Origin of the sequence: Falseniella ignava (assembly GCF_002847645.1) — a bacterium.
Classification (GTDB): Bacteria; Bacillota; Bacilli; order Lactobacillales; family Aerococcaceae; genus Falseniella; species Falseniella ignava.
Map to the genome: position 1 here is coordinate 26,168 of NZ_PKHE01000007.1, position 25,773 is coordinate 51,940.

Annotated in this window: 29 protein-coding genes, 1 pseudogene and 1 other annotated feature; of the genes and pseudogenes, 6 read left to right on the top strand and 24 right to left on the bottom strand. The window is 41.0% G+C overall.

Annotation, left to right across the window (positions count from 1 at the left end):
* Positions 1-4: 4 nt before the first annotated feature.
* Entirely contained in the window at positions 5-637 is a 633-nt protein-coding gene (locus tag CYJ57_RS03775; protein ID WP_101954134.1) for a class I SAM-dependent methyltransferase, read from the bottom strand.
* Between the two features lie 124 nt (positions 638-761).
* On the opposite strand from CYJ57_RS03775, the gene CYJ57_RS03780 reads away from it, so the two are divergent.
* From CYJ57_RS03780 to CYJ57_RS03800, 5 genes and pseudogenes are all read left to right on the top strand, one after another.
* Entirely contained in the window at positions 762-1,625 is an 864-nt protein-coding gene (locus CYJ57_RS03780; RefSeq protein ID WP_101954135.1) for a Cof-type HAD-IIB family hydrolase, read from the top strand.
* A gap of 64 nt (positions 1,626-1,689) precedes the next feature.
* Positions 1,690-3,030: an MATE family efflux transporter gene (locus tag CYJ57_RS03785; RefSeq protein ID WP_101954136.1), complete on the top strand. Its 1,341-nt coding sequence runs from the start codon at positions 1,690-1,692 to the stop codon at positions 3,028-3,030.
* A gap of 131 nt (positions 3,031-3,161) precedes the next feature.
* Positions 3,162-3,287: pseudogene (locus CYJ57_RS07970) on the top strand (ZIP family metal transporter); the annotation flags it as partial.
* A 229-nt stretch (positions 3,288-3,516) separates the two neighbouring features.
* The gene (locus CYJ57_RS03795) at positions 3,517-4,416 is read left to right on the top strand and encodes an ABC transporter ATP-binding protein (RefSeq protein WP_101954137.1); all 900 of its coding nucleotides are present in this window, start codon (positions 3,517-3,519) and stop codon (positions 4,414-4,416) included.
* On the top strand, positions 4,413-5,321 hold the full coding sequence (locus CYJ57_RS03800) for an ABC transporter permease (RefSeq protein WP_101954138.1): 909 nt from the start codon (positions 4,413-4,415) through the stop codon (positions 5,319-5,321). The genes CYJ57_RS03795 and CYJ57_RS03800 overlap by 4 nt, the downstream gene beginning before the upstream one ends.
* 75 nt (positions 5,322-5,396) lie before the next feature.
* On the opposite strand, the gene CYJ57_RS03805 is transcribed toward CYJ57_RS03800, so the two are convergent.
* From CYJ57_RS03805 to CYJ57_RS03910, 23 genes are all read right to left on the bottom strand, one after another.
* Positions 5,397-5,597 carry a hypothetical protein gene (locus CYJ57_RS03805; protein ID WP_425319852.1) on the bottom strand — a complete coding sequence of 67 codons (201 nt, stop codon included), beginning with the start codon at positions 5,595-5,597 and terminating at the stop codon, positions 5,397-5,399.
* 73 nt (positions 5,598-5,670) lie between these two features.
* Positions 5,671-6,141, bottom strand: coding sequence for a GNAT family N-acetyltransferase (locus CYJ57_RS03810; protein ID WP_101954139.1), 471 nt, complete (start codon positions 6,139-6,141; stop codon positions 5,671-5,673).
* 305 nt (positions 6,142-6,446) lie between these two features.
* On the bottom strand, positions 6,447-7,673 hold the full coding sequence (locus tag CYJ57_RS03815) for an MFS transporter (RefSeq protein ID WP_101954140.1): 1,227 nt from the start codon (positions 7,671-7,673) through the stop codon (positions 6,447-6,449).
* A gap of 28 nt (positions 7,674-7,701) precedes the next feature.
* A complete protein-coding gene (locus CYJ57_RS03820; RefSeq protein ID WP_101954141.1) occupies positions 7,702-9,381 on the bottom strand; it encodes a hypothetical protein in 1,680 nt (559 codons plus the stop codon).
* A 114-nt stretch (positions 9,382-9,495) separates the two neighbouring features.
* Entirely contained in the window at positions 9,496-9,873 is a 378-nt protein-coding gene (gene rplL, locus CYJ57_RS03825) for a 50S ribosomal protein L7/L12 (protein WP_101954142.1), read from the bottom strand.
* A 50-nt stretch (positions 9,874-9,923) separates the two neighbouring features.
* Positions 9,924-10,457, bottom strand: a complete 534-nt coding sequence (gene rplJ, locus CYJ57_RS03830; protein ID WP_006701481.1) for a 50S ribosomal protein L10 — start codon at positions 10,455-10,457, stop codon at positions 9,924-9,926.
* Between the two features lie 37 nt (positions 10,458-10,494).
* Positions 10,495-10,636 (bottom strand) — a sequence feature (ribosomal protein L10 leader region).
* A gap of 96 nt (positions 10,637-10,732) precedes the next feature.
* Positions 10,733-11,425, bottom strand: coding sequence for a 50S ribosomal protein L1 (gene rplA / locus CYJ57_RS03835; protein WP_101954143.1), 693 nt, complete (start codon positions 11,423-11,425; stop codon positions 10,733-10,735).
* A gap of 87 nt (positions 11,426-11,512) precedes the next feature.
* Entirely contained in the window at positions 11,513-11,938 is a 426-nt protein-coding gene (rplK, locus tag CYJ57_RS03840; RefSeq protein WP_006701483.1) for a 50S ribosomal protein L11, read from the bottom strand.
* Positions 11,939-12,139: 201 nt separating this feature from the next.
* On the bottom strand, positions 12,140-13,471 hold the full coding sequence (locus CYJ57_RS03845; protein ID WP_101954144.1) for a putative glycoside hydrolase: 1,332 nt from the start codon (positions 13,469-13,471) through the stop codon (positions 12,140-12,142).
* A 46-nt stretch (positions 13,472-13,517) separates the two neighbouring features.
* Positions 13,518-14,057 (bottom strand): transcription termination/antitermination protein NusG, encoded by a 540-nt coding sequence (gene nusG / locus CYJ57_RS03850; RefSeq protein ID WP_006701485.1) that lies wholly within the window; start codon positions 14,055-14,057, stop codon positions 13,518-13,520.
* 108 nt (positions 14,058-14,165) lie between these two features.
* The gene (gene secE, locus CYJ57_RS03855; RefSeq protein ID WP_101954145.1) at positions 14,166-14,339 is read right to left on the bottom strand and encodes a preprotein translocase subunit SecE; all 174 of its coding nucleotides are present in this window, start codon (positions 14,337-14,339) and stop codon (positions 14,166-14,168) included.
* 16 nt (positions 14,340-14,355) lie between these two features.
* Entirely contained in the window at positions 14,356-14,508 is a 153-nt protein-coding gene (gene rpmG, locus CYJ57_RS03860) for a 50S ribosomal protein L33 (RefSeq protein WP_006701487.1), read from the bottom strand.
* Positions 14,509-14,624: 116 nt separating this feature from the next.
* Positions 14,625-16,007 (bottom strand): aspartate ammonia-lyase, encoded by a 1,383-nt coding sequence (locus tag CYJ57_RS03865; RefSeq protein ID WP_101954146.1) that lies wholly within the window; start codon positions 16,005-16,007, stop codon positions 14,625-14,627.
* A 23-nt stretch (positions 16,008-16,030) separates the two neighbouring features.
* Positions 16,031-17,404: a class II fumarate hydratase gene (locus tag CYJ57_RS03870; protein ID WP_101954147.1), complete on the bottom strand. Its 1,374-nt coding sequence runs from the start codon at positions 17,402-17,404 to the stop codon at positions 16,031-16,033.
* 123 nt (positions 17,405-17,527) lie between these two features.
* On the bottom strand, positions 17,528-18,166 hold the full coding sequence (locus tag CYJ57_RS03875) for a sigma-70 family RNA polymerase sigma factor (protein ID WP_006701490.1): 639 nt from the start codon (positions 18,164-18,166) through the stop codon (positions 17,528-17,530).
* 38 nt (positions 18,167-18,204) lie between these two features.
* Positions 18,205-18,783, bottom strand: coding sequence for an NYN domain-containing protein (locus CYJ57_RS03880; RefSeq protein ID WP_180764381.1), 579 nt, complete (start codon positions 18,781-18,783; stop codon positions 18,205-18,207).
* Positions 18,752-19,534, bottom strand: coding sequence for a 23S rRNA (guanosine(2251)-2'-O)-methyltransferase RlmB (gene rlmB, locus CYJ57_RS03885; protein ID WP_101954149.1), 783 nt, complete (start codon positions 19,532-19,534; stop codon positions 18,752-18,754). Before rlmB ends, CYJ57_RS03880 begins: the two co-directional genes overlap by 32 nt.
* 12 nt (positions 19,535-19,546) lie before the next feature.
* Positions 19,547-19,948 (bottom strand): Mini-ribonuclease 3, encoded by a 402-nt coding sequence (locus tag CYJ57_RS03890; protein WP_425319853.1) that lies wholly within the window; start codon positions 19,946-19,948, stop codon positions 19,547-19,549.
* 1 nt (position 19,949) lies between these two features.
* Positions 19,950-21,371: a cysteine--tRNA ligase gene (cysS, locus tag CYJ57_RS03895; protein ID WP_101954151.1), complete on the bottom strand. Its 1,422-nt coding sequence runs from the start codon at positions 21,369-21,371 to the stop codon at positions 19,950-19,952.
* A gap of 126 nt (positions 21,372-21,497) precedes the next feature.
* Positions 21,498-21,671, bottom strand: a complete 174-nt coding sequence (locus CYJ57_RS07805; protein ID WP_006701495.1) for a hypothetical protein — start codon at positions 21,669-21,671, stop codon at positions 21,498-21,500.
* 46 nt (positions 21,672-21,717) lie between these two features.
* A complete protein-coding gene (locus tag CYJ57_RS03900; RefSeq protein WP_101954152.1) occupies positions 21,718-22,161 on the bottom strand; it encodes a hypothetical protein in 444 nt (147 codons plus the stop codon).
* An 11-nt stretch (positions 22,162-22,172) separates the two neighbouring features.
* Positions 22,173-23,126 carry a flotillin-like protein FloA gene (gene floA / locus CYJ57_RS03905; protein ID WP_006701497.1) on the bottom strand — a complete coding sequence of 318 codons (954 nt, stop codon included), beginning with the start codon at positions 23,124-23,126 and terminating at the stop codon, positions 22,173-22,175.
* Between the two features lie 38 nt (positions 23,127-23,164).
* Complete coding sequence (locus tag CYJ57_RS03910) at positions 23,165-23,869, bottom strand: AbrB/MazE/SpoVT family DNA-binding domain-containing protein (protein ID WP_006701498.1); 705 nt, start codon at positions 23,867-23,869, stop codon at positions 23,165-23,167.
* 219 nt (positions 23,870-24,088) lie between these two features.
* On the opposite strand from CYJ57_RS03910, the gene CYJ57_RS03915 reads away from it, so the two are divergent.
* Positions 24,089-25,687 carry a Na/Pi cotransporter family protein gene (locus tag CYJ57_RS03915; RefSeq protein ID WP_101954153.1) on the top strand — a complete coding sequence of 533 codons (1,599 nt, stop codon included), beginning with the start codon at positions 24,089-24,091 and terminating at the stop codon, positions 25,685-25,687.
* Positions 25,688-25,773: the final 86 nt, after the last annotated feature.

Below are 25,773 nucleotides of genomic sequence, written 5' to 3' on the forward strand. Positions count from 1 at the left end.
GAGCTTAATCACTCCCTTCTTGCTTAATTGACCGAAGAATCCAATAACCACGGTCTTGCTTTAACCGTTCAACATTATCAAAGCGTTGCACCATATAATCACGCATCGAAGGTGCTCCTTGTTTCTTCTGGATAACTACATATAACTCGCCTCCTGGCTTCAGTGCAATCTCCGCTTGATCCACAAATGCTTGAATCGTTTGCTTGCCAGCACGAATCGGCGGATTGGTCACTACACAATCGTACTGCACATCCCAATTCACTTTCGTAACATCGTTTTGCATCCATTGAATCGCTTTGACTTGATTTAATTGTTGATTTGTTTGCGCTAAATCATACGCGCGTTGATTTAATTCAATCCCTGTTACTGTTAAGTCTTGTCCGTCTATTTCACTTAATTTCTTCAATATAATTGCAACTGGGCCATAACCACTACCTAATTCAAGCAGGGATCTCCACCTTGGTTGCCAATATCTGCGGACCGTCTTAATTAAAACTTGTGAACCATAGTCAAGTCCGTCTCGCGAGAAGACGCCACGATCGGTCTCAAATTGGAAGGGAGTTCCCTCTTCTACCCAAGTATAACGTTTTGGATCGTGATAACTCGTTGGTTGTTGTGAATAATAATGATCGTTCACTTGATAAAACTCCTTTAATTTCAATACTCAATCATTATACACTAGTTCGGCTAAGGTTTTACGGTTATTTATTTAAATAGATTATGTTATCATAGGAAAGAAAGATATTTTGAAGGAGAGACAGATGATTAAATTATTCGTATCCGATATGGATGGAACGTTACTCAATGAAAACCATGTAATTAGCGAACGTAATGCCGAAGCGATTCGCCAACTTGAAGCTGCAGGCATTGAATTTATGATTGCGACAGGTCGGACATTAATGTCAGCCACCCCTTTACTTGAAGAACACGGATTACAATCTCATATGATTAATTTGAACGGTGCTGCAATTTATGATACACAAGGACGTCTGGAATACTCGATTCCAATGGAACCCAGCACGGTCGCTGAAATTATGAGTTATTGTGCCGTAAACGGCTTAGGGTACACTTTAATGACCGATCAGCATACCTTTGTCATCGATGTTGAAGAATTTATCGAAGATATGAGAAAGTTTATGCCCGTTCGCGAACAAGAAGATGGCCAAGAATTAAGCTCTCAAGCTCAGTTTGCAGGGATCCAAGAAGACATTCGTCCGCTAGATGAATTTGACTTCAATCACAACCATACGATTCTTAAAATGATGGTCTTCAGCCCACAAGATCCAAGTAAATTTGACGCTTTCCACCAAGTCTTTGATAAGTTTGACGATATCGATATCACTTCATCAGCGGTTGATAATCGTGAAATCACGCACACCAATGCGCAAAAGGGGATCGCTGTTGAAAGCTACGCCCAACAAAAGGGCTACACAATGGATCAAGTCGCAACGATTGGAGACTCGCTGAACGATCGCTCGATGCTTAAAATGGCAAAGTACAGCTACGCGATGGATAATGCTAGCCCAGAAGTCAAAGCCATGGCGAAGTTTATTGCGCCGAGCAACCGAGAAGATGGTGTCGCTTTAGTTATTGAACAAATTCTATCTGAACAAGCTCAAAGTTGATTCATTGATTCCATCAAATCACATGACGCAGTTTTAGCATCCATAGCTTAGATAGAAGGGACACATGAATACAAAACACTATTATAAAAATGCACTAAAAATGGCTTGGCCCTCCGTCTTAGAAAGTTTTTTCATCTCATTAGCTGGGATGATTGATACGATGATGGTCAGTGCCATGGGGACCTATGCGGTGGCCGCAGTGGGACTGACGACACAAGCTAAATTTATCGGACTCACTGCCTTTTTTGCAATTAACGTCGCCGTCTCTGCCCTTGTCGCCCGGCGACGTGGCCAAGAAGATGAGGACGGTGCCAATGAGATTTTCCTAACCGCGCTCGTGATGTCAATCATTTTATGCTTGATTATCAGTATTTCGATGGTGTATTATGCAGGACCCTTAATGCGAATTTCAGGAAGCCAAAGTGATACGCATGCGCCTGCTACGCTATATTTCAAAATTATTACGAGTGGAATGATTTTCAACGTGATTGCGATGGTCATTAACGCCGCCCAACGTGGCAGTGGGAATACTAAGATTGCCTTCGTGACCAACTTGACCTCTTCAATCGTCAATATTATTTTCAATTACTTATTGATTAATGGTTATTATGGCTTCCCGAAATTAGGGATTAAAGGAGCGGCGATTGCAACCGTCTTCGGCACTTTTATCGCCATGGTAATGAGTATTCGCTCACTGTTTCATCACTCAAGTTATATCCGCGTTAAATATATCATCAAGCACCACATCCGAACACAGTGGCAAACAGTCAAATCCATTGTTCAGTTCGGCTCAACCATGCTCGTTGAAAACCTCGCCATGCGAGTAGGTTTCCTAACAACCGCCATTACTGCCGCCAATTTAGGTACAAGTTCTTTTGCGGTTCATAATGCAGCGATGAATATTATTCGTATTGGCTTTGCCTTGGCTGACGGCATGCAAGTTGCCGCCGTAGCACTAACGGGCTATGCACTAGGTCAAGGTGAGCGCGAAGAAGCCATTACCTACGGCCATGTCTGCCAACGAATTGGCTTGGCTATTTCCGTGGTCGTTGCGATCGTCTTCTTCTTCGGTGGAGAGACCATTATGGGCGCCTTCTTCAGCAATCCAGCTGAAATCGAGATGGGAACGATTCTCACTCGCTTTATGACTGTCATTATCTTATTACAAATCTCGCAAATCATCTACGGGGCTTGCTTAAGAGCGGGTGGCGATGTCAAATATACCTTAATGGCAGGGATTGTCTCCGTCACCTTTATCCGAACCATTACAACCCTCACACTGGTCAATGTCTTCCAACTTGGGTTAATTGGAATTTGGATTGGAATTTTCTCCGATCAATTCTCTCGCTACCTCTTTATGCGACACCGATTCAAACAAGGTAAATGGACGGAAATTGCGATTTAAATTTTAAGAATCAATTCATAGAAAATATCATAGCAAGTGTTAAAAATCGGAGTGAGTTGCACACACTATGTGCGTTCACTCCGATTTTTCATTGTTTTGTATTAATGTTACTTTAAAGCGTTAGATGGCACGTGGTTTTCCCCTATGTAGAGGAGTTAATCGCCGACTCTCAGACCGATGGTAATAAGGATTTGGCTACGATGGCCTTGATTCTAGGCTTTGCTCTCATGATGACTTCAGATGTTAACCTAGGATAAGCCAATGATATCAAATCTATCTACCTTAATCAGAAGACAGCTCAATCTTTTTACTTTACCACCGTTAATCATCATTGCCTACAGATATTTACATAGTTTTTATTATTAATTTACGTAGTTTTAATAATTAGGTGGTATAATCAACGATAAAATTATGTTGATTAATATGCTATTATGTCTATCATAGATAGTTATTGAGGAGGGCTAAGTCATAGCTAAGGAGAATAAGATGAAAGCTATTGAAGTAAGACACCTGAAAAAAGCTTATGGAGACTTTAAGGCCGTGGACGATATTTCTTTTTCTGTCGATGAAGGAAGTTTGTTTGCCTTTTTAGGTGAAAATGGAGCTGGAAAATCAACTACCATTAATATGTTGTGTACAATCCTTCAAAAATCCAGCGGAGAAGCAGACATTCTAGGATATCAACTGGGCGAAGACGACGACAAGATTAGAGACAGGATAGGAATCGTTTTCCAGCATTCTGTGCTCGATCCTGAATTGACCGTCCGAGAGAATATTCTGACTCGAGGAGCATACTATGGACTGTCTTCCCACCAAGTCGACCAGCGATTGGCAGTATTTTCAGAATTATTTGATTACAACAGGATCAAGAATCAGCACTACGCTGACCTAAGTGGCGGTCAAAGGAGACAAGTAGACTTGATGCGAGCCTTGATTAATCAGCCTAAAATTTTGTTTTTAGATGAGCCGACGACGGGCTTGGATTCTAAGGCGCGGCAGAATATCTGGCAATACTTGAATTTATTGCGCCAAGAGTTACACTTGACTATCTTCCTCACGACGCATTATATGGAGGAAACGAAAAACTGTGACCAAGTGGTGATTATTGATCATGGTAAGATTATCGCCGATGCTAGCCCTCAGCAGCTAAAGAATAGCTATACCTATCCCAAACTCCTTTGGTACACCGATCGGTCAAAGAGTCAGGAAGAGATTTTAGAGGGCTTGGATTATGAATACAAGAACGATCATTATGTCATTAAGTTTGTTGGCGATATCCACCCATTTCTGTACCAGTACCGGGATCGAATTCAAGATTTTGAGTTTATCAAAGGCGACATGGATGACGTCTTTCTTAATATTACAGGGAGAGTGATGAAGCGATGAAGCGATTGCTAGCTTTTACTCAGCGTAACCTGATGGTCTATCTAAAAAATAAGTCTTCCATTTTCTTTTCAGTGCTGACCTCTGTGATTGTTCTTGGCTTGTACCTCTTGTTCTTGCGGGACAATTACACGCAGCCGTTAATTGAGGTTGCTGATCAAATGTCGCTGGGTCTTTCAGCGAAAGATATCAGCTTGTTGTCAGATGAAGTCATCATTGCTGCTACGATTAGTCTCTCGACAATCACTATTCCAGTGACAGTTTTACAAAATGTGATCAATGACAAAGAAAAGCGGATTGACTATGATATTTTGTCAAGTCCCTTAAAACGTTGGGAAATCATTCTCGGATATTTCTTATCTGCGGTCATTGCGTCCTTTGCTTTAAGTAGTCTTTTGACGACGATTGCATGGATCTACCTTTACTTCCAAGCCGATACGGCTGTGAATACACGCAACATGCTTCAAATTTATAGTCTGAATCTGTTGTCGTCCTTATCATCGTCTGCCTTATATATGATTGTAGTCAGTTTTATCCAACGCCAAGCCAGTTTCTCATCTTTTTATGGCTTGTTTTCAGCAATGATTGGTTTTATCGTTGGTGCTTATGTGCCAATCTCTCAGTTTCCCGAGATGGTTCAAAATATTTTTCTTTTTGTGCCTCAAACGCTCTTGACCTGTCTCTACCGGCGTCTATATACGGAAAATCTGCTCGACCATTTGTATCAAACTACTAATCATCCTGCCGCTGCAGGTTTCCTAAATGAGATGAAGCGCATCTTTTCAATTGATGTTACTTTCTTCGGTCACGATTTAACTAATGAGATGATCTTGGTTTATGTCCTAGTGTTAATGCTTTTAAGTCTATCGATCGCTATTTTCATCTATGCCAAACGTTACAAGAAATAATCACTTTCTAATAAAAAACTGATCTACCGCAGAAGTTGTGGTAGATCAGTTTTTTTATTTGGTTTTTTAAGCAGTTTAGTGAGTATTCGAAGATTCGCCAATGGCATTTAAGCGAGCTTCCCACTCATCATGAGTTAGGCCGTGCTCCTGGACGTAAAGGTTACACGGATAACGACGACATCCGGCGAAGATATACATCTGTCCCTCCCAGAGGTCGCCATAGACTTCTGGGTCTTTACCGTAAGTATCGATCCCACCTTCAAGTTGTCCGACCACTGGCCAATACCTTCGATAAAATTTATCGAAGGCTTTTTTGTGAGGAGTTTTTACTTACTCCTCTCATTTATATTTATTCCCCAATATATTTAATATATATTTGGCATGGGTTCCACTCATCCCAGGGTGTTGGGAAGACTTCTAATTCTTTATAACCTACGGATTGATAGAAATGATTCGTTATATCATATTCATCATAGTGACCCATTTGAACGGTTTTAACTTGCGAATAAGTGTAGCCTAGACTTTTCGCCAGCTTTTCGTACGCTTCATTTAATTGTGTTGCGGCGCCTTGACGGTGAAACTTCTTTTTAATTCCCATAACAAATACGTCCGCACAGTCTGGACTGGTTGCATTCAAAACGATAAATCCAACTACTTCATCCTGATAAAAGGATGCCAAGAAAGGTTTATCTTGTGAATCCATAATATATTCTTCGGTACTCTCAGGCATACCAAACCACTCTGGTAAATCATTCAATACTTCCCTGGCGATTACTTCCTTTTGTTTTTTATTTTTGATTTCTTGAATTACAAATTCCATCTAGTTCTCCTCTTTTAAAGTTTTCACAAGCCAAGAAATTCCGCTCCATTTTTCCTACTTGATATTTTCATCATTATACATGATACCTGTACATAACAGTAATAATAACTAATCACATATTTCTTAGCTTTTATGCTATGACTAACTTCAATCATACTTCTATAAATAAAAAAGAGCGAAAGATTTCTCTCTCGCTCAAAACTTTGTCCCAAATTTTATATTATATTCGAGACAAATTGATTTTCTTATTAACTTTATTCGTTACTCGGTTATTAATTGTATAAAGTAAATTATCCCCTTTTATTCTAAGACGGATTCTGTGTCGAACGTTGTTTATAGTAATAATTAATCAATAAGATTAAGACAATAGTCAACACGGCAAAGAGGCCGGATGTGAATAATGCAAATTGGTAATTTCCAGTAAAGTCGACACTGTAGCCATAGAATGAAATGGCTAAAGCTCCCCCGATATTCGATATAAAGTTGATTGCCGGGAAAACTTTATTGAAACCTTGATTACCGAAGAAATGTTTAGCTAGTAGAGCCATTCCAACAGCAACCATGGCTGGGACCGAACCGTACAGTACACTTCCGGCAATCAACATGCTCGTTCCTTGACCAATATAGAGTAGAGCAATCCCAAGTGTTGTTACCGTCATAATTGTAATCGTCGCAAAGACTTGGCCTTTCCAGTCTGATAGCGTTCCGATTAATAATTTAAACGTAATATTTCCAATCATGGCGGCAGATAGCATCGCAGCTCCGAGTGCAGCAGTATAACCTAAGTTCTCGCCGATCCCTGGAATATGTTGTGCTAACCCTGTTAAAGCTGTGGTTAAGAAACTCATCCCCATTAATAAAAACACGGGATATTTCGGGATAATCATTGGCTCGGTAATTTCTTGACGAACTGACGGCTTAACTTCATTCGCTTCTCCCCCATAAGGAACGTAGCCTTCATCTTCAGGATGGAATGTAAATGGATAGAGAATCGCTGGTAGACTCAAGCCTACAAAAATTATAGTCTGCCATAGGTAACCTGTTCGCCAGCCATAGTTTTCAATGGCATACATTAAGATTGGTGAAAAAACCGCTCCCGCTACACCATTAAAGCTGGAGACAAGGCTTGAAACTAAACCGTGTCGTTCATGGAACCAATTATTGACAATCATTTGGACAGGCACCATACCATAGAAGGCTGAGGCAAATCCTCGAATAAAGCCAAGCACACTAAATTGCCAAGGTGCCGTTGCACGTGACATCAAGAGCGTCATCCCTGCAACCGTGAGGCCGGATACTAATAGAATAACTTTAAAGTTAACCCGCTCTTTCACTTTCATGAATGCAAGAGCACCGAGTGCCATTCCCATAGAAATTAAGGTTGAGTGAACCGAAATATCCCCCAAGCCAACATTTAAACCATCTGAAACAGGAACTAGAAACACACCTAGTGTATTTAAATTGACTCCAATTGCTCCACATGTTAATAATGCCGAGACAATGGCAACCATAATATATTTACTTTTCTTCATCGGCTTCCCCTTTAATACCTAGTTTTTATTATTTTGATAATGCTTTCCAGATCTTATCATTCACATTATTAGCAACAAGTTCTGGTGTATGTTGATTAAATCCTTGAAATGTTAAACTAATAAACTCATCAATCGATTGACTTTCTGGTAACGCCGTCCAGAAAATCACATTGACTAATCGACCGGTGACCAAGCTAATTTGGTAATCAAGCCCATACATCGCTTCTGAAGATTGAATTAACCCACTACCATCAAAGTCTCCTAACGCAGCTTCAAAATCTGAAGCTACTTCAAAAATTTCTCGATATGCAAGAATATCTTCTCGATCACTTTCTAACTTCGTTAGTTCTTCACCCGTTAATTGATCGAATCGTTGCACAAAATGTACATAATTATTTGGCATCGGTTGGGAAGATGTTACAACTTGCTCCCCATCTATGGTATATGCTTGGCCATCGACCACTAAACTACCTTCACCTAACTCTTCATCTACAATCGGTGTCGTAATGACACGGTAAACTTTTTGATTGACCATATTATAGTAATCTACATAGCGCTCTGCGGTGTCCTCTTCTTCTGTAGACTCTGGAGCTTCGGTTGCTTCTGAGCTTGTTGGAAGTCGGAGTGTCCGGATTTGCTCATAGGTTGACCATAGTGAGATTGGATTATAGTCATAGAAGTTATCTACCACTTCTTTACTACTTAGCAATTCGACCGGTTCACTCGAAGTATCACTATCTGATTCATCGGTCTCAACGGTTGGGTTTTCTCCCTCCTCTTCAACTTCTTCAGCACCTTCGGCTGTCTCTTCAATTTCGTCAGTCTCCTGCTCTTCATCTGAAGAATCTTCCTCAGAATCCGTATTCTCGTCAGAAGTCGCTCCCTCTTCTAGCCCCTCTGGCTCCGCAGCTTCTTCGGATTCTTCCGATGCATCTTCTGTGATTGGCACGTTAAAGTCTAACTCTGGTGCAGACTGTGAACCAATGGGCTCAATTTCAGCCGATACGTGATGAATATCCCCTTGATCATTGGCTTCAATCGTCAGGGTGGCAGTCTCAATCATACCGGATTCACGATCTATTCCATATGTTAGGTGCCCTTGATAAGTCGTCTCGGGTGATAATAAGACCGGAAAATCAAAAGCAAATGGAATCAAATCCAAATGTTCTTCATTTAATCCGTCAATTTCAACGCGATACTTCGTATTATTATCGATTAATTCTGCGCTAAAATCTTCTTGTTCAATGAGCAATTTACTAAGAATTAAGAAAGTCAATTGGCCACGTTGTTCATACTTTGAGGAACTCCATGGGGCCCCGTTTATTTGTTGATAAAATTTCTCACCGTCATAGTAGAAATCTTCTGTTAAAGTCTCATCATCTGCTTTTGTTTCACTCATTGTGTGGTATTTTTCTAATTTAGAATCTTGGTATGATTGTTGCGTAGTTAGATGACGACTAAACTTCCCTAATTCACTGTCATACGAAATGGTTGTTTGATAAGACACTGTAGGGTTGGATTTTAAATAGTCAAATACACTTTCCGCGGCCACTTGTTGGATTGGTTTTGGAAGCGGTATGCGGTCCTCAAGAGCCGTTGTTTCCTCTTGATTACTTGATTCTTCAGCCATCACAGCTATAGTTGGGCTAAGTAAGCTCGCCGCTAGGAATAGGGCAATAGAAGCTCGCATGATTTTTGATCGATTCACTCATCTCATCCTCTCTAATATACCCTTATAGTATACCATGATATGTGATTGCAGCATACCTAAAAAAAAAGCACTTGGCATTTCGCCAAGTGCTTTAAAGCTTGAGTTAAATCATTATTTAGCTTCTGCTTTACCGCCAACTTCTTCGATTTGAGCAATAAGTGCGTCAGCGTCTTCTTTAGAAAGACCTTCTTTAACAACTTTTGGAGCGTTGTCTACTAATTCTTTAGCTTCTTTAAGACCTAAGCCTGTAGCTTCGCGAACTACTTTGATTACTTTGATTTTTGCGTCGCCAGCTGCTACTAATTCAACGTCGAATTCAGTTTTTTCTTCAGCAGCGCCAGCTTCAGCAGCACCACCAGCTGCAGCAACTGCTACAGGAGCAGCAGCTGATACACCGAATTCTTCTTCGATAGCTGATACTAATTCAGATAATTCAACAACTGTTGCAGATTTGATATCTTCGATAATTTGTTCAATATTTAATGCCATTTTTATTTTCTCCTTTTATTTAAAAATTATTTTAGTTCAAACAATATACACTATTTTGTCTCAGCGACAGCATTAAGTGCGTAAGCCAATCTAAGCGCTGGGTTAGCTTGTTGTAATACAGAAGCTGTATTGCGCATAGGTGCTTGTAATACAGAAAGTAACATAGATAATAGGCCTTCGCGGCTTGGAAGTTTAGATAAGGTTACGATTTGATCGATTGATACTGCAGTACCTTCTAATAATCCACCCTTAACTTCTAATGCTTCAAGATCTTTCGCAGAGTCTACTAAGATTTTAGCAGCAGCTACCGCGTCATCTGCGTGGTAAGCAATGGCTGTTGGTCCAGTGAATACTTCATCTAAACCTTCGATTCCTGCTTCATCCGCTGCACGGCGTAGCATCGTGTTTTTAACAACGCGCATTTGTACACCTGCTTCACGTAATTCTTTACGTAATTCAGTCACTTCTGCTACGTTAAGACCTAAATAGTCAACAACCACAACACTTGCGGAATTCTTTAAGTCTTCAACTAATCCTGCTACTTCTGCTTCTTTTTGTTCACGGGTTACTTTAACTCTTGCCAATCAGTTCACCTCCGTCATTTTGGTATAAGACTTGATTATAGAATATAAAAAAGCCCTATGTCACCTTAGACATAGAGAACCATTCCTTAATGTATCAATTTGATCACTACTGGAACTTCCTCGGTAAGATATTTAAGGCAGATGCCACTTACTGTCTACGGTCGTTTAACACAATGAGTATTATAACTTGACCTAGCTAACAAGTCAAGAACATTTTATTCAAAATTCAACTTCCAAATCCTTACTTGAACTTGGAAGTTGATTATTATTTTTTATTATTCAGCGCTTGGTACATCTAATTTGATGCCAGGGCCAAATGTTGTTGTTAAAGTTAAGCTTAAAATATACTTACCTTTCGTTGATGCTGGACGTAAACGAACGATTTCGTTATGTAATGCTTTTAAGTTTTCTTTTAATTTTGCATCTTCAAAAGAAACTTTACCGATTGGGACGTTCACAATCCCTGCTTTGTCAGCACGGTAAGTAACTTGTCCTGCTTTAATGTCGTTAACTGCTTTTGTGACGTCTTGCGTTACAGTACCAGTCTTAGGGTTTGGCATTAAACCTTTAGGACCTAAAACGCGTCCTAAACGTCCTACTTGACCCATCATATCTGGTGTCGCAACCATCACGTCGAAATCTAACCAGCCGCCTTCGATTTTAGCGATAAGGTCTGCATCTCCGACAAAATCTGCGCCAGCTTCTTCAGCTTCTTTCGCTTTTTCACCTTGGGCAATCACTACAACGGTTTGAGTTTTTCCTGTACCGTGTGGTAATACCATTGCGCCACGAATTTGTTGGTCTGCTTTTGTTACGTCGATATTTAAGTTATATGATACTTCTACTGTTGCGTCGAAGTTTGCAAAATCAATTTCTTTTGCGAGTGCAATTGCTTCATCTGCAGCATAGAGTTTTGTGCGGTCTACTTTTTCAAGAGCCGCTTGGTATTTTTTACCTTTTTTAGCCATGTATATTCCTCCTATTATTTGTGGTATTAACGGTCATGCCTCCCACACCCGATAGAGATACGGGCTGGAAGCTGCTCTGCGGGATGCTTACCCTTCAACAGTGATTCCCATTGAACGAGCAGTACCTTCGATCATGCGCATAGCAGCTTCAACATCTGCTGCGTTTAAGTCTTTCATTTTAGTTTCAGCAATTTCTTGCACTTGTGCACGAGTAACTTTACCTACTTTTTCTTTGTTAGGTTTACCCGATGCTTTATCCAATCCTGCTGCTTTCTTAAGTAAAACTGGTGCAGGTGGAGTTTTAGTGATAAATGTGAATGAACGGTCTTCATACACATCGATAACAACTGGAATAATTAAGCCTTGTTGATCTGCTGTTTGAGCATTGAACTCCTTCGTGAAGGCTACAATGTTCACCCCAGCTTGACCTAATGCAGGTCCAACCGGTGGAGCAGGACTAGCTTGTCCAGCTGGAATTTGTAATTTAACTTGAGTAATGACTTTTTTAGCCACGAAACATTCCTCCTATTATATTTAATCGTGATGTGGTTGACGGGCCGGAGCCCTCCCACTCAGTGTGCCGTCAAGTGCACTCGAGTATTATAGCATAACTCATACATTGAATTCAAGGCCTAATTGCCCATTTGCCCCACAAAAATAACGAATGAGTCAGAGCGGGTAACCTCGTCGCTCTTTAACTCATCCGTTATGACTTTAAGGTCCTTTATAATAATCTACACCGTGCTGATACTCACCACTTGCATTCCATAAGAGGAATTCATAAATGCCATTATCAGCTAGCGCTTGAATTTGTGCTTCAACCTCTGCAGGGCCATACTCTAAGAAAGTTCCAGGTTCTTTATACCAAGTAAAGTCTTGTAACCAAGGGCGCGTATTTACTTCATTTTTAACGGAGGTATCAAAAACATGCTGCTCTTCCTTAATATAAGCATCGACAAATTCATATGGATATAAGTCAGGATAGTCAAAACCTAAGAAGCCTGCATCCCAGTGGGATGGATAGATCATCGAAGATACGGTATCTAATCGCTCTGCCATTTGGGCAAAATTTTGTCCGATTCCTCGAACGTCGTACTTATCTCCGGCAATCGCCGTATAACCGAAGATGTCGGCGCTCACTTGAACATCGTAAAGTGTCAGACGTTTCTTAGCATACTCCAAGAAATGGTTAATTGCTTCGACCCGCTCATAACCCGTACTTTGTCCGGTCTCATCGCGTTCAATACTAAAGTCCCCGATATTATATTCTAGCATTGGCTCCACTTCGAAGAAGCCTTCTGGGAAACGAACGTAGTCAAACTGAATATCTTTAAAGCCTAACTTCGCTGCTTCTTCCGCAATTTCCAGAATATAGTCCCATGTTGATTGCAAAAATGGATTCAAGTATTTAGAGCCATTCGGGTCAGCCCAGACCGCCCCTTCTTCTTTATCGAAGAAGCTTAAGTCCGGACTTGCATCGGCCGTTAAATTATCTTTAAATGTTACAATCCGAGCAATTGGATAGATTTGGTATTCTTCGAGACGCTCGAGAATTTTACGCATATCGATATTTAAACGATGCTCATTAATAACGGGGTTATCACTTTCCTCTTGATTTGCGATATGACCATAGTCCGTCTTGAAGTCAATCACCACGGTATTGAGTTCCGTATCTCGGACATATTCCAAAATATAATCCATGTATTCGGGATCCATCAGCATCGCATCACTAATATACAACCCGCGAACTCCGTTATTTGGATATGGAATATCAATGCCTGTGTTGTAGGTCAGGCTCGCCGGCAATGTATCTGGTAAGGATAGAATCGGATCATTAGAAACAACAAGTCCCTCATAGCGATTGGTTTTACCCATTCCCGCTTTTTTCTTAAAATCCGAGATGGTTTCTTTATCATATTTCGGGGTGATTGTAGGCAATTCATACGATGGCGCTTCATTTGGTTTAGATGTCGATAGCGTCGGAAATCCTTGACACCCTGTTAATAAGATGATGCTTAGTAATATGATGCAATCTCTTAATTTCATAGCTCTCCTCATCTCTATAATCAATTCGATGATTTTTTCCTTGATTTTAATGGCTTATTTGATGAAATTCAAGTTCTGCCACCGTTTCACGTCCAAACATTTCAATCAAGACTTTTACTTTCTGGGCATCTGGGTCGATGCTTTCAATTTTACCTTCAAGTCCACTGAAGGCACCGTCCGTAATTTCAACGACATCGCCAATCTCAGCATCCAATTCAATATGTTCACGTGGCGCATCAATGTCACCTAAGATATACGCAATTTCTTCATCTAACAGTGGCGCAGGCTTACTTCCAGCACCGTGTGATCCGACAAATCCTGTGACACCCGGTGTATTACGTACAATAAACCATGCTTCATCGGACATGATCATTTCAACTAATACATAGCCTGGAAATTTCTTTTGGACTTTTTCTTTGGTGTTACCTTCTGCTGATTCACGTACAGTTTCTTCAGGTACCATCACTCTAAAAATATTCTCTTCCATTTCCATCGATTCTTTGCGTAAGTCAATGTTTTCTTTTACTTTATTTTCATAGCCTGAATAAGTGTGTAGTACATACCATGCTTTATTATTGGATTCCATGCCTTGTTCCTCCTTAATATCTTCCATACAAAAAAACCTACCCCTTGGCAGGTCTACCCCCCAATTATAACAGAAAAGGCTGGCGATAGAAAGCGCCAGCCTAATATTTTATAAATTAACAAACCACTTAATTAACCAAGAAAATACTTGATCAGCTAAGCCGAAGTAAGCCGCAAAGACGACAATAAACATCACTGAAATCCAAGTAAAGTGATTCGCTTCTGACACCGTTGGCCAGGTTACTCGTTTCATTTCTTTACGGACTTCTTTGAAATAACTCATTTAGCTCCCACCTTTACTATTTGGTCTCTTTGTGTAAGGTATGCTTATTACAATAACGACAATACTTTTTCACTTCGAGTCGCGTTGTTTTCCCCATTTGGGTTGGAGTCATCTGATAATTGCGCTGACCACATTCAATACAAGCTAACGCTGCTTTCTTCTGCGCCATTGACAGTCCTCCTTTTCAATAATACATGTACCTCTAGCAATCATACTCAATGATCGCGTCACTGTCAAGTTGTAGTTATCTTTAACGTATTACACAATTCAACCTTAAATTATTAATTAATTAGTTGGGAAGTAAGCTGGAAAGGCTTCTTTAAGTTCAGCCTCTGTCATAATTCCTTCGTCAATCAACACATCGACAAATGGACGATTTTCTTTCATTGCTTGTTTTGTCAGGCTCGAAACTTTTGAGTAGCCTAATTGAGGCGATACGGCTGTTGCTAAAGCAAAGGACTGACGAACGTACTCTGAAGCTTGATGTTCATTAACGGTGAGTCCTTCAATGCCATTGACACGTAATGTTGTACAAGCATTGGTTAAGTAATCGATCGATTGGAATAAATTATAGAACAAAACAGGTTCGAAAACGTTAAGTTCCATTTGGCCGGCTTCAGATGCTAACGTAATTGTTAGGTCATTCCCAATGACATGGAAGCAAGCTTGGTTGGTAACTTCGAAAATTACCGGGTTCACTTTCCCAGGCATAATGGATGAGCCAGGTTGTTTTTGTGGAATGGTAATTTCATTCAATCCGACTTTTGGACCTGATGCCATTAAGCGCATATCGTTACACATACGTGATAAGCTTGCCGCGAAACTCTTCAATGCACTCGATACGTAGACAAAACCGTCAATATGTTTCGTTCCATCCACTAAATCTTCTGCTGTTTCAAAGTCAAATCCCGTATATTCCGCTAAGTATTTTGCCACACGCTCTTTGTAACCCGGAGTCGTATTAATTTCAGTTCCTACCGCTGTTGCACCCATATTGATGGTATGCATCTCTTCTAAAGCATGTTGGATACGGCGAATGTCTCGGCGAATCATTGTCGCAAAGCTCTGGAACACTTGACCGAAGGTTATAATAACAGCATCTTGTAAGTGTGTCCGTCCGACTTTCGTTACGTCACGATATTCTTCGGCTTTAGCTTCAAGGGAAACAGCAAGTTGATCCATCGCATCAATTAATGCTTCACTTAAGAATAAGATTGTTAATTTTCCACCTGTTGGGATGACATCGTTAGTTGATTGCGCTCGGTTAACGTGATCATTCGGATGGACTGTCTGATAAGTTCCTAGAGGTTCATCCAATAGTTGCGCTGCCCGATTGGCTAAGACTTCATTCATATTCATATTAATTGACGTCCCTGCCCCACCTTGAATCGCATCCGTCGCAAATTCTTCTAAGTGATCACCAGCAATAATCTCATCAGCAGCTTGCATAATTACTTTCGCCACTTCTTCAGTTAATTCACCTACTTCATAATTCGCCAAGGCTGAAGCTTTCTTCACATAAGCGAGTGACTGAATCATCGCAGGATGGACCGTTTGTCCTGTAATATGGAAGTTATGTTGGGCGCGCACTGTTTGTGCGCCATATAGTGCATCTTTAGGGACTTTTACTTCTCCTAAGGAGTCGCTCTCAATTCTGTATTCTGTCATTTTCCCATTCCTTTCAAATATCTCTATAGTTCGTATGGTTTAATCATCGCTTCGTAATCGAAGAATGCATCAAATTCATCGGCTGTCATTAACTGATGTTCGACAATCACATCTTTAATTCTTAAGCCGCGTTCATGTGCTTCTTTAACGATTCTAGCAGTTTGGTCGTAACCAAAACGGTTATTTAAGTAAGTTGCTGTCATCAATGACTTTTCTAGATTTTCGCGCATTTTATCGCGATTGACTTCGATTCCTTGAACACAACGTTCGCGGAATGAATTCAATCCATCCGTTAGAAGACGGATTGATTGCCAAGCATTGTGTAAAATCATCGGCATATACACGTTTAATTGGAAGTTCCCCTGACTTGCACCCATCACAACTGCTTGGTGATTGGCCATGACTTGAACACACACCATCGTGATCGCTTCGGCTTGAGTTGGATTTACTTTCCCAGGCATAATCGAGCTTCCTGCTTCATTCGCTGGAATGGTTAATTCTCCAATTCCACAGCGTGGCCCACTCGCTAACCAGCGAATATCATTGGCCACTTTCATCGTATCTGCTGCAATAGCTGTCAATGCGCCATGCATAAAGACGATGGCATCTTTGGCACTCATTCCGTGGAATGGATTTTCAGTTGATTCAAATTGTTCGCCGAGATTTTCATTTAAGTAGCGTGAGACGTCTGCCCCAAAACCACGATACGCATTCAAGCCTGTCCCTACAGCCGTACCGCCAATCGTTAATTTACGAAGCATCGGTAAGGTTGCTTCTAATTGGCTTAGGCATTGACGGTAACAATGCGCCCAGGCTGCTGCTTCTTGGCCAAACGTCACTGGTGTCGCATCTTGTAAGTGTGTGCGCCCTGTCTTTAGAACATCTTGGTGTTTCTCAGCTAACTGATCTAATTCATCCCGCATCGCTTCAATGGCTGGAATTAAATCTCGATTGATCATCAAGGTTAGACATACATGCAATGCTGTCGGGAAAACACAGTTAGAACTTTGCCCTTTATTAACATGATCGTTCGGATGCACCACGAGACCGGGATGATTTTTATTCGCTAAATTCGCAATCACCTCGTTGGCATTCATATTCGTCTGAGTTCCACTCCCCGTCTGCCAAATGGCCAGAGGGAACTGATCATATAGTTTCTGCTCTAAAATTTGATCGCTCGCTTCAATAATCGCATCTGCGATTTGACGATCTAACACTCCCTTTTCACCGTTCGCTTGTGCCGCAGCCCGCTTAATATGAATTAATGCTTCGATCAATTCACGTGGCATTTTCTCGACACCAATTGGAAAATTTTGTAGACTGCGCTGCGTATTTGCGCCCCATAATACGCCTTCTGGGATTTCTACCGAACCATAGATGTCATTAACTTGTGACACACAATCTCCTCCTTTTTGATAAACGCTTTCACCACTATCATAGCCTATTGCACTAGCGTTTACAATTAGAGTTTGATGTGAATAAAGGAAAGGATGTTTTGCAAAGAATGATGGTTCACTTCATTATAATTGGAGAGAATGAATTAAAGAGATTTGAGTCGTAGGTAGAGGAGTTTGGAGCATTAATTTGGAGAATTTCAAACGAGCTCGATAAAGCGCGTTGTCAACTTGATAGCGTGAGCGTTGTAAGAGAGAGGCGATGTCATCGGGTAACAACCCGATAATCATCAAACGGATTACTTGGTTTTCTAATGGGGTTAAACTTTGATAATAGGCTTGCATAAATTCATTGCCAATGAGCCTTTCTTCCATGGCGTCCGTCTGAGGTTGTTTGACGGTCATATAATAGGGATTTAGATCTTCACTGAGGAAATTATCGTGATAACTTATTTCATGCATACCTGCACCTCTCTTTTGAGCTTGGCTCATTCGATACAAGTTCAATAGATGGTGATAGAGATTCGTCTTATAAAAAGGGGCGAAGGTCACACCGCGATCGAAGCGATACTCTTGGATACTGCGGTAAAGGACAATTCGCCCTTCTTGTCGATAATCATCCATTTCATAGGATGGTATTTTAATTTGACCGTAGAACTTCCATAATAAATTATAAAATCGACGAAATAAATGTTCGAACTTTTCGCTACAACTGTCTTTTATAATAAGTTCAACTAATGCTTCATTCGATAAGTCATAATACACCGCTATTTCCACTCCTTTGTATTGGAAACAGCTACCTTTTATGAACGTCGTTTTGGATTCTCTAGCTCATATAACAACTGATTCAATTGTTGCAGATGATCCATGGTCCACGGACTGCGCCGTCTGAGCCGTTGATTATAGTAGGTCGTGACGTCTTGATTGATTTCTGCTTTCGCATAGTCAACCTCCATCAAGAGCTCCTTCGCCGACTGGCGAAGCGCTCCTTGTTGGAAGATCATCCACTGTTCAGCAGCATCACTCGTTGCCACCACGACGCGTGTCAACGGATTAATATAGCGAGGGACTTCGCGTTCAATATAAGAGTCAGCTGTCTCTCCTTCTGCTGTGAAGACAACGGTACATTCGTATTCATCATAACTTGACGTAATACCCGGAACAAATTGCGCATCAAATACCACGATAACTTGGATATCTCGGTACTTACGGTAATTGGATAATTCGAATAACAATAAATCTCGAGCCGCCCCTAATTCATCTCGTTGCTTAAGATGATTTAATTCTGGCCACGCCCCGATCATATTGTAGCCGTCTACAAAAAGGATGTCTTGTTTCAAAGTAACACCTTCATTTCTCAATACGGTGACGGGCGACTTCATAGACGACCATCCCCGTTGCGACGCTAGCATTTAAACTTTGAACATGACCTACCATCGGAATCGTAATGGTGCCATCCGCTTTGTCGAGTAAATTGCGCGAGACACCTTGTCCTTCATTACCAATAATGATCGCAATACTGCCCGATGAATTCCATTGACGGATATCCTCCCCATCCATCTCGGTTGCAAAGATCCAGACACCTCGTTCTTTGAGTGTTTGGATCGTCTGAGCCAAATTCGTGACACGAACAACCGGAACATGCTGTAAGGCTCCAGCCGCAACTTTAGCAACAACCCCGGTTAGACTTGCTGAGCGGCGCTTTGGAATAATAATACCATGAACTCCCATCGCATCCGCGGTACGAATAATCGAGCCCAAATTATGAGGGTCTTCGATGCCATCGAGAATCAAAATAAATGGGTCAGCTTGTCTTGCTTCCGCTAATTCGAAAATATCGGACAGTTCGCTATAAGGATAAGAGGGAATCGTTGCGACGACGCCTTGGTGATTCTTCCCACCGGTCAATTCATCCAGTTTAGTTTTAGGTACTTCTTGAATAACGAAGCCATTCTCTTTCACTAATTTTAAAATATCAGAGATGGCAGCACCCGCAATGCCTTTTTGAAGATAGAGCTTATTTATTGCTTCATCCGATTCTAAAAAACTTAAAACAGGATGTTTTCCATAAATAATTTCGTTTTCTTTGGATTGATTATCACGATTATTGGTTTTTTTATTAGAATGTGTCATACGTTTCCCTCCTTACTTTGAATGCGTTGATTCAATCCACTGAATCGCTTCTTGCATCAATTGATTCATTCGATCATGCTGGTTGGATAAATATAACCAGCCGATGAGTGCCTCAAATCCAGTTGCTTGCCGATAATCACCAATTGAAGCATTTTTCGCCTTTGTATTCGTTTTATAATTTCGACCCCGCTTATAAATTTGTATCTCCTCTGGTGTCAGACTTGTATCATCGCTGAGCCAATGTTTCATCACTTGTGCTTGACCGGCTGCTTCTACAAATCGAATGGCCAGTCGATGCAGTTGGTTAGGATGGGTCTCGCCAGATAGAAGTACGTGCTGTCGTACTGCAACCTCGTAGACTGCATCACCGATATAAGCCAGGGTTGCCCCGTTCATTAATTCTGGTTTTTCCACACTATCCTTCTCTCTTCCATGTCGTGCCTTGTGGAGTGTCATCTAATTGAATTCCTTGCGATTTCAGCAAATCACGGATCTCATCCGCTCGTGCAAAGTTACGATCTTTTCGGGCTTGATTGCGTTCTTCAATCAATGCTTCAATTTCTTGGTCGATCGCTTCATCTTCGCTTAAAATAATTCCGAAGATTTCTAACCACCGTGTAAGCTGTTCTTGCATTGGTTGGAGTACTGCCTTCGAAACTTCTTCTTGGGTTAAGTAATGATTGATAGTCTTTACGAGGCTACTTACGGCGGTTAAACCATTCGCTACATTGAAGTCATCATCCATTCCTGCGACAAATTGCGCTTCGAGTTGATTTAAACGATCTAACCATTCGGTATCCGTATCAAGTTGCGTTTCTGCCAGTGATAAGCGATTATTAAGGCGACGCGTCACTTCTTTCAAACGTTCAATATTGCTTCGAGCTTCATCCAAAGCTGCTTGATCATATTTAAGCGGACGGCGATAGTGCACTGACGTTAATAAGTATCGCACCACCGTTGGATCTTCATTTTCGAGTAAATCTCTTAATAAGACAAAGTTACCCAATGATTTACTCATCTTTTCTTCATCTTGCCCGATGGTAACAAAACCGTTATGCATCCAATAATTACTGAAAGTATGTCCAGAGCAAGATTCCGACTGTGCAATTTCATTTTCATGATGAGGGAATTCTAAGTCTTGTCCCCCGCCGTGAATATCAATCGTCTCACCTAAATGCTCCATTGCCATCACCGAACACTCGATATGCCAGCCAGGACGCCCTGGACCCCATGGAGAGTCCCAATAAATTTCAGAAGCATCTTTGACGCCTTTCCATAGTGCAAAGTCCACTGGATTTTTCTTGCGCGCAGTATCTTCACTTTCAGTCCGTTGGCTTGCACCGACAATTAACTCATCTAAACTCTGATGACTGAGTTGTCCATAGTTAGCGTATGATGTTGTGTCAAAGTAAACATCGCCTTCAACTTCATAAGCATGGCCTCGTTCAATTAATTGCTCGACAAACTGTATAATCGACGGAATATGGTCCATCACTCGCGGGTGCAATGTGGCGGGTTTGATCTGGATAGCTTGCGTATCCTCTTCAAAAGCCGCGATGTATTTATCGGCTAATTCCTTTGGAGTGACGCCTTCTTGCGCCGCTGCGTGTATAATTTTATCGTCAACATCGGTAAAGTTAGAGATATAACGAACTTGATAACCACGATATTCTAAGTAGCGACGAATCGTATCGAAAGCCACTGCACTTCTCGCATTTCCAATATGAATATAGTTGTATACCGTCGGTCCACAGACATAAAAATTCACCTTCCCAGGTTGAATTGGCTCAAAAATTTCTTTTTTACGGCTTAAAGTATTATATATTTGAATCGTCATAGGTTCACTCCTCACTCATCTTTTATATCTTTATCATTGTACCATATCTCGATGCGATACCGATGGAGATTGTTTGTTCATATTAAAAAGAAGCGACCTCGTTTTTGAGTTCGCTTCCAATTCTCTTTACTCTCCAAACCAACGGCGCTTAAAACGAATCCACCAACTATCCCTTTTCGGTCCAACATACGTTGAGGATTGTTCACTCAATTCGCGACGGGTAGACTTCATTCCATTATAATGTTCGAGTTGCTTACTTAAGCGCGCCATTTCTCTACTTTGTCTTTCTCTTACATTCATCAGCCATCATCCTTTCTTGATAAGTTGACCCAGCAATCATTCTATTCTAAATAATTGGACGACGTGACCTTGGTTCACTTAGGATTAAAGCTGCTCTCAACGCTTGTCGGTCGACTGAAGCTTCAGACACTAAATCTAAATTTGTAACCTCGATTTTTTTATTTCCCGTAGTGTTTAATTCAATCCTTTTAGTTAACTTTTGTTCAAGTTCCTCTACTTGCTCCTTGTCAGATTGCGTAGTCTGCGTCTCTTTTGGCATCATCCGGGAAACTCCTTCTTTAGTTCGCGGTTGATTTCGCTTCGCAATACGGTGCCGCTTTTGAGGCTTCTCTAAAGTATCTTTTGGCATTACTTCTTTCGGCACTTTCAAGCGTGCAGTCTCTATTGCCTCTTCTTGAGACGCCAACCAACGCCTCAATGGCATTCGATATTTACTTGAAATTTTTAAAATTACGACAAAAAGTATAATTAGACCTGGAAAGAAACTCATCGAATCCCTCCTTATTCTCCTAAGCTAGAGCGCATTTTCGTATCAGCTTCAATATTTTTTAGATTGTAGTAATCCAACACCCCTAAATTACCATTGCGCAATGCTTCAGAGATTGCGCGAGGCACTTCCGCCTCGGCCTCAACAACTTGTGCACGACGTTCTACAACGAGTGCGCGCATTTGTTGCTCTTTAGCAACCGCTTCTGCCCGCATTTCTTCTGCTTTGGCTTGGGCGATATTTTTATCTGCTTCTGCTTGGTCTCGCTTCAATGAAGCCCCGATATTGCGGCCAACGTCGATATCTGCAATATCAATCGACAAGATTTGATAAGCCGTTCCTTTATCGAGTCCTTTTTTCAGAACCGTCTCAGAGATTAAATCTGGATTTTCGAGCACCGTGCCGTGATAAGAGGCACTACCAATGGTCGTAACAATCCCTTCACCGACGCGAGCAATAATAGTATCCTCACCAGCCCCACCGACTAAACGTTCGATGTTAGCACGGACCGTCACTTTCGCTTTCGCAATCAGTTCAATCCCATCTTGTGCAACAGCAGCAATCTCAGGTGTTTGAATGACTTTTGGTGTGACCGATACTTGAACAGCTTCTAATACGTCGCGTCCTGCCAGATCAATCGCTGCAGCTTTTTTAAAATCGAGTTCAATATTCGCACGTTGCGCCGTAATTAAAGAGTTAACCACTTGATTTACATCTCCACCGGCCATATAGTGTGACTCCAAATCATTCAACGTTAAGCCTCTGATACCTGCTTTATGTGCCCGAATCATTGGTTCAACAATCGCACTTGGGCTGACTCGGCGAAGTCGCATCGCAAATAGCGTTCCAACGCCCACTCGTAACCCACTTGATAAGGCTGTAATCCATAGCCCAAGCGGTACAAAATATAAGAAAAAGGCTATCCCAACAATCACCAGTGCCACAATAACATAAAATAATGCTCCCATCATACGCCTCCTTTAAATTTTTATCACCATTGGTTCCACTATAAGTTAAAATCTTGTTTGATTTGATTTGCTACGGTTGTACTCAATAATTCTGCTGAAACATCTTCTAAAAACTGCAACGTTAACTCCAAAATCAAATAATTCGTATCACTATGATGTAAAGCAGTTAACGGTTCATAAGTAATTCGGATATCACCGTATGGTTGCGGCGTAAGTCGAAAATTCCCTAAACTTTCAACTTCTTTACCGGATCTGACCGGTCGTTGCAACGTGGCTGTAAGGTCTGTCTTTGCGCCGGTAAAAACTAAGAACCATTGCTGATCTCCACTGACCGTAACTTGATACCATCCTGTATCGGAGTGTAAAATAGCGAGATCAACTAATTGGAAGAATGCCCGGGTTGCTACCCCTTCAAAAAATGGATTAAATAATTTTTCCGTTGCCTCTTGTACATTGGCATAAAGCGACTCTTGTTGATCAATGCTACCTTCCACTTTTTGTTCGAAGCGATTCAAAGCATCTAATATTTCACAATTCGTTTGAACGGGTTCTTGTTTCGTCTCCTCACCGGCTCCTCGTTTCCGAATAATTAAAGTACCCGAACCTCTCGCTTTCAAGTGAACTGCATCTTCAGCTTGTAACTGCAAAGCCTCTACAATACTTTTAGGTAAGCGAATGGCAAGCGAACCTCCCCATTGTTTTACCGTACTATCTACAGCATTTTCAAATCCTTCATCATACAACGTTTCACCCTCCTCTCTCCATTCTGATATTAAATATCATCTCGCTATCATTTTATGATACTTTTATCGAAAATGCAATTCAAATGTTTATTATGCTAATTTTTTCCTCAAAAAATTTCATCAGTAAAAGGTTTAACATTCACACCCATAAAATTCTTTTTTGACTTTAATCGCACAGAAAGATACAGTACAATAGAGTTAATTGATTGGGAGGCACATATGAAAATAAATTATTTAGTCGGCCTGCTAGGAGGTTTGACCCTTTTCCTTTATGGGATGGATCTAACTAGCCAGGGCCTTGAGATGGCAGCGGGAAATAAGCTGCAAGGTTGGATTGAAAAATTTACTTCTAACCGATTTAAAGGTCTCATTATTGGAACAGTTGTCACGGCAGTGATTCAATCATCTTCTGCGACGACCGTTATGTTAGTTGGTTTTGTCAATGCGGGAATTATGACCATTGAGCAGACCATCGGAATTATTATGGGGGCGAATATCGGAACAACGATTACCGGGCAAATTGTCGCCTTAGATATCGTTGCCGCAGCGCCAATTCTTTGTTTTGTTGGTTTCTTACTTTTGAAATTCGCAAATAAAAATAGCGGCTTAAGACATACGGGACAAGCAATATTAGGACTTGGGGTACTTTTCTTAGGAATGAAGACCATGTCAAGTTCGATGGCTCCGTTAGCTGATAATCCTGAATTTGTTCATTTAATTGCCAAGTTCCAAAATCCTCTCTTAGGTATTTTAGTGGGGACGGCAATTACTTGTATCTTACAATCCTCTTCTGCTTCGCTCGGTATTTTGCAAGCGACTGCGAATATGGGGTTGATTGCATTAAGACCGAGTATGTTTATCATTTGTGGATTTAATATCGGAACATGTGTTACCTCTGTCTTATCAGCCATTGGTTCTAACAAAAATGCACAACGAACGGCAGCCAGCCATGTACTATTTAACGTCATCGGGACCGCCTTATTCTTAATTCTTGCCTTTATTGTACCCGTTGAGAATTTCATTACGGGAATATCGCGCAATGTCCCTGCAGCGCAAATTGCGAATATGCATACGTTCTTTAATATTTTTGCGACCGCAGCCTTATTCCCATTTGGTAATCAAATTGCGAGAATGTCTAAGTTTATTATCCAAGGGGACGATAGTGATCGAGATGAAAAATCTCTACTTTATCTCAACCCAAATATTCAAGATCCTAACGCACTATTCGCTGGGGTTCGAGCTGAAACAGAGCGAATGATTTCGTTAGCACGCAGTAACTTCCTGCTTAGTACGGAACTATTTCGTCAGTTTGATCAGGAGAACTTTGATCGTTGCTTCCACAACGAGTCGATTATTAACTATTTAAACTCTCAAATTTCAAAACATATCATTGAAAATATTAGCTTACCAATGGACGATTCCTTGGCCTCTCTCTACACAGCCTATTTGAGGATTGTACGAGACTTGGAGCGGATTGGTGACCATACGAAGAATATTGCGGAACATTCTCAATATTCAAATCTTTCTCGCCTCACTTACACGGAAGATGCTTTAGAAGAATTCGATGCGCTAGAATCCATTATCGATGATATGTTCGAATCGATTGAAATCGATCCAGTTAAGTCACATCGGGTGAATGATTTACGTTTAGCTTATACTGGCGTTGAGAGCAATGTCGAAAATTATAAGCGAATCCATATTGATCGAATGAAAAGCGGCGCTTGCGACCCTGAAAGTGGTATTATCTTTGAAAAATGCTTAGTTGCTTTTGAGCGGATTGCTGCTTATACCTATAACGTTGGTAAATTATCACTATAACCAAAAACCCGAGATGATTTTTCATCTCGGGTTTTATTAGATTGATACGAAGTCCCCTCAAAAATCCGTTTTGGATTGAGGGGACT

Bases quoted from the DNA above. Each gene is read 5' to 3' on its own strand.
- CYJ57_RS03780 (WP_101954135.1), top strand. From the start codon at position 762: ATGATTAAATTATTCGTATCCGATATGGATGGAACGTTACTCAATGAA.
- CYJ57_RS03785 (WP_101954136.1), top strand. From the start codon at position 1,690: ATGAATACAAAACACTATTATAAAAATGCACTAAAAATGGCTTGGCCC.
- CYJ57_RS03795 (WP_101954137.1), top strand. From the start codon at position 3,517: ATGAAAGCTATTGAAGTAAGACACCTGAAAAAAGCTTATGGAGACTTT.
- CYJ57_RS03800 (WP_101954138.1), top strand. From the start codon at position 4,413: ATGAAGCGATTGCTAGCTTTTACTCAGCGTAACCTGATGGTCTATCTA.
- CYJ57_RS03810 (WP_101954139.1), bottom strand. From the start codon at position 6,141: ATGGAATTTGTAATTCAAGAAATCAAAAATAAAAAACAAAAGGAAGTA.
- CYJ57_RS03815 (WP_101954140.1), bottom strand. From the start codon at position 7,673: ATGAAGAAAAGTAAATATATTATGGTTGCCATTGTCTCGGCATTATTA.
- rplL (WP_101954142.1), bottom strand. From the start codon at position 9,873: ATGGCATTAAATATTGAACAAATTATCGAAGATATCAAATCTGCAACA.
- rplA (WP_101954143.1), bottom strand. From the start codon at position 11,425: ATGGCTAAAAAAGGTAAAAAATACCAAGCGGCTCTTGAAAAAGTAGAC.
- CYJ57_RS03845 (WP_101954144.1), bottom strand. From the start codon at position 13,471: ATGAAATTAAGAGATTGCATCATATTACTAAGCATCATCTTATTAACA.
- nusG (WP_006701485.1), bottom strand. From the start codon at position 14,057: ATGGAATCCAATAATAAAGCATGGTATGTACTACACACTTATTCAGGC.
- secE (WP_101954145.1), bottom strand. From the start codon at position 14,339: ATGAGTTATTTCAAAGAAGTCCGTAAAGAAATGAAACGAGTAACCTGG.
- rpmG (WP_006701487.1), bottom strand. From the start codon at position 14,508: ATGGCGCAGAAGAAAGCAGCGTTAGCTTGTATTGAATGTGGTCAGCGC.
- CYJ57_RS03865 (WP_101954146.1), bottom strand. From the start codon at position 16,007: ATGACAGAATACAGAATTGAGAGCGACTCCTTAGGAGAAGTAAAAGTC.
- CYJ57_RS03880 (WP_180764381.1), bottom strand. From the start codon at position 18,783: ATGAAGTCGCCCGTCACCGTATTGAGAAATGAAGGTGTTACTTTGAAA.
- rlmB (WP_101954149.1), bottom strand. From the start codon at position 19,534: ATGACACATTCTAATAAAAAAACCAATAATCGTGATAATCAATCCAAA.
- cysS (WP_101954151.1), bottom strand. From the start codon at position 21,371: ATGACGATTCAAATATATAATACTTTAAGCCGTAAAAAAGAAATTTTT.
- CYJ57_RS07805 (WP_006701495.1), bottom strand. From the start codon at position 21,671: ATGAATGTAAGAGAAAGACAAAGTAGAGAAATGGCGCGCTTAAGTAAG.
- CYJ57_RS03900 (WP_101954152.1), bottom strand. From the start codon at position 22,161: ATGAGTTTCTTTCCAGGTCTAATTATACTTTTTGTCGTAATTTTAAAA.
- floA (WP_006701497.1), bottom strand. From the start codon at position 23,126: ATGGGAGCATTATTTTATGTTATTGTGGCACTGGTGATTGTTGGGATA.
- CYJ57_RS03915 (WP_101954153.1), top strand. From the start codon at position 24,089: ATGAAAATAAATTATTTAGTCGGCCTGCTAGGAGGTTTGACCCTTTTC.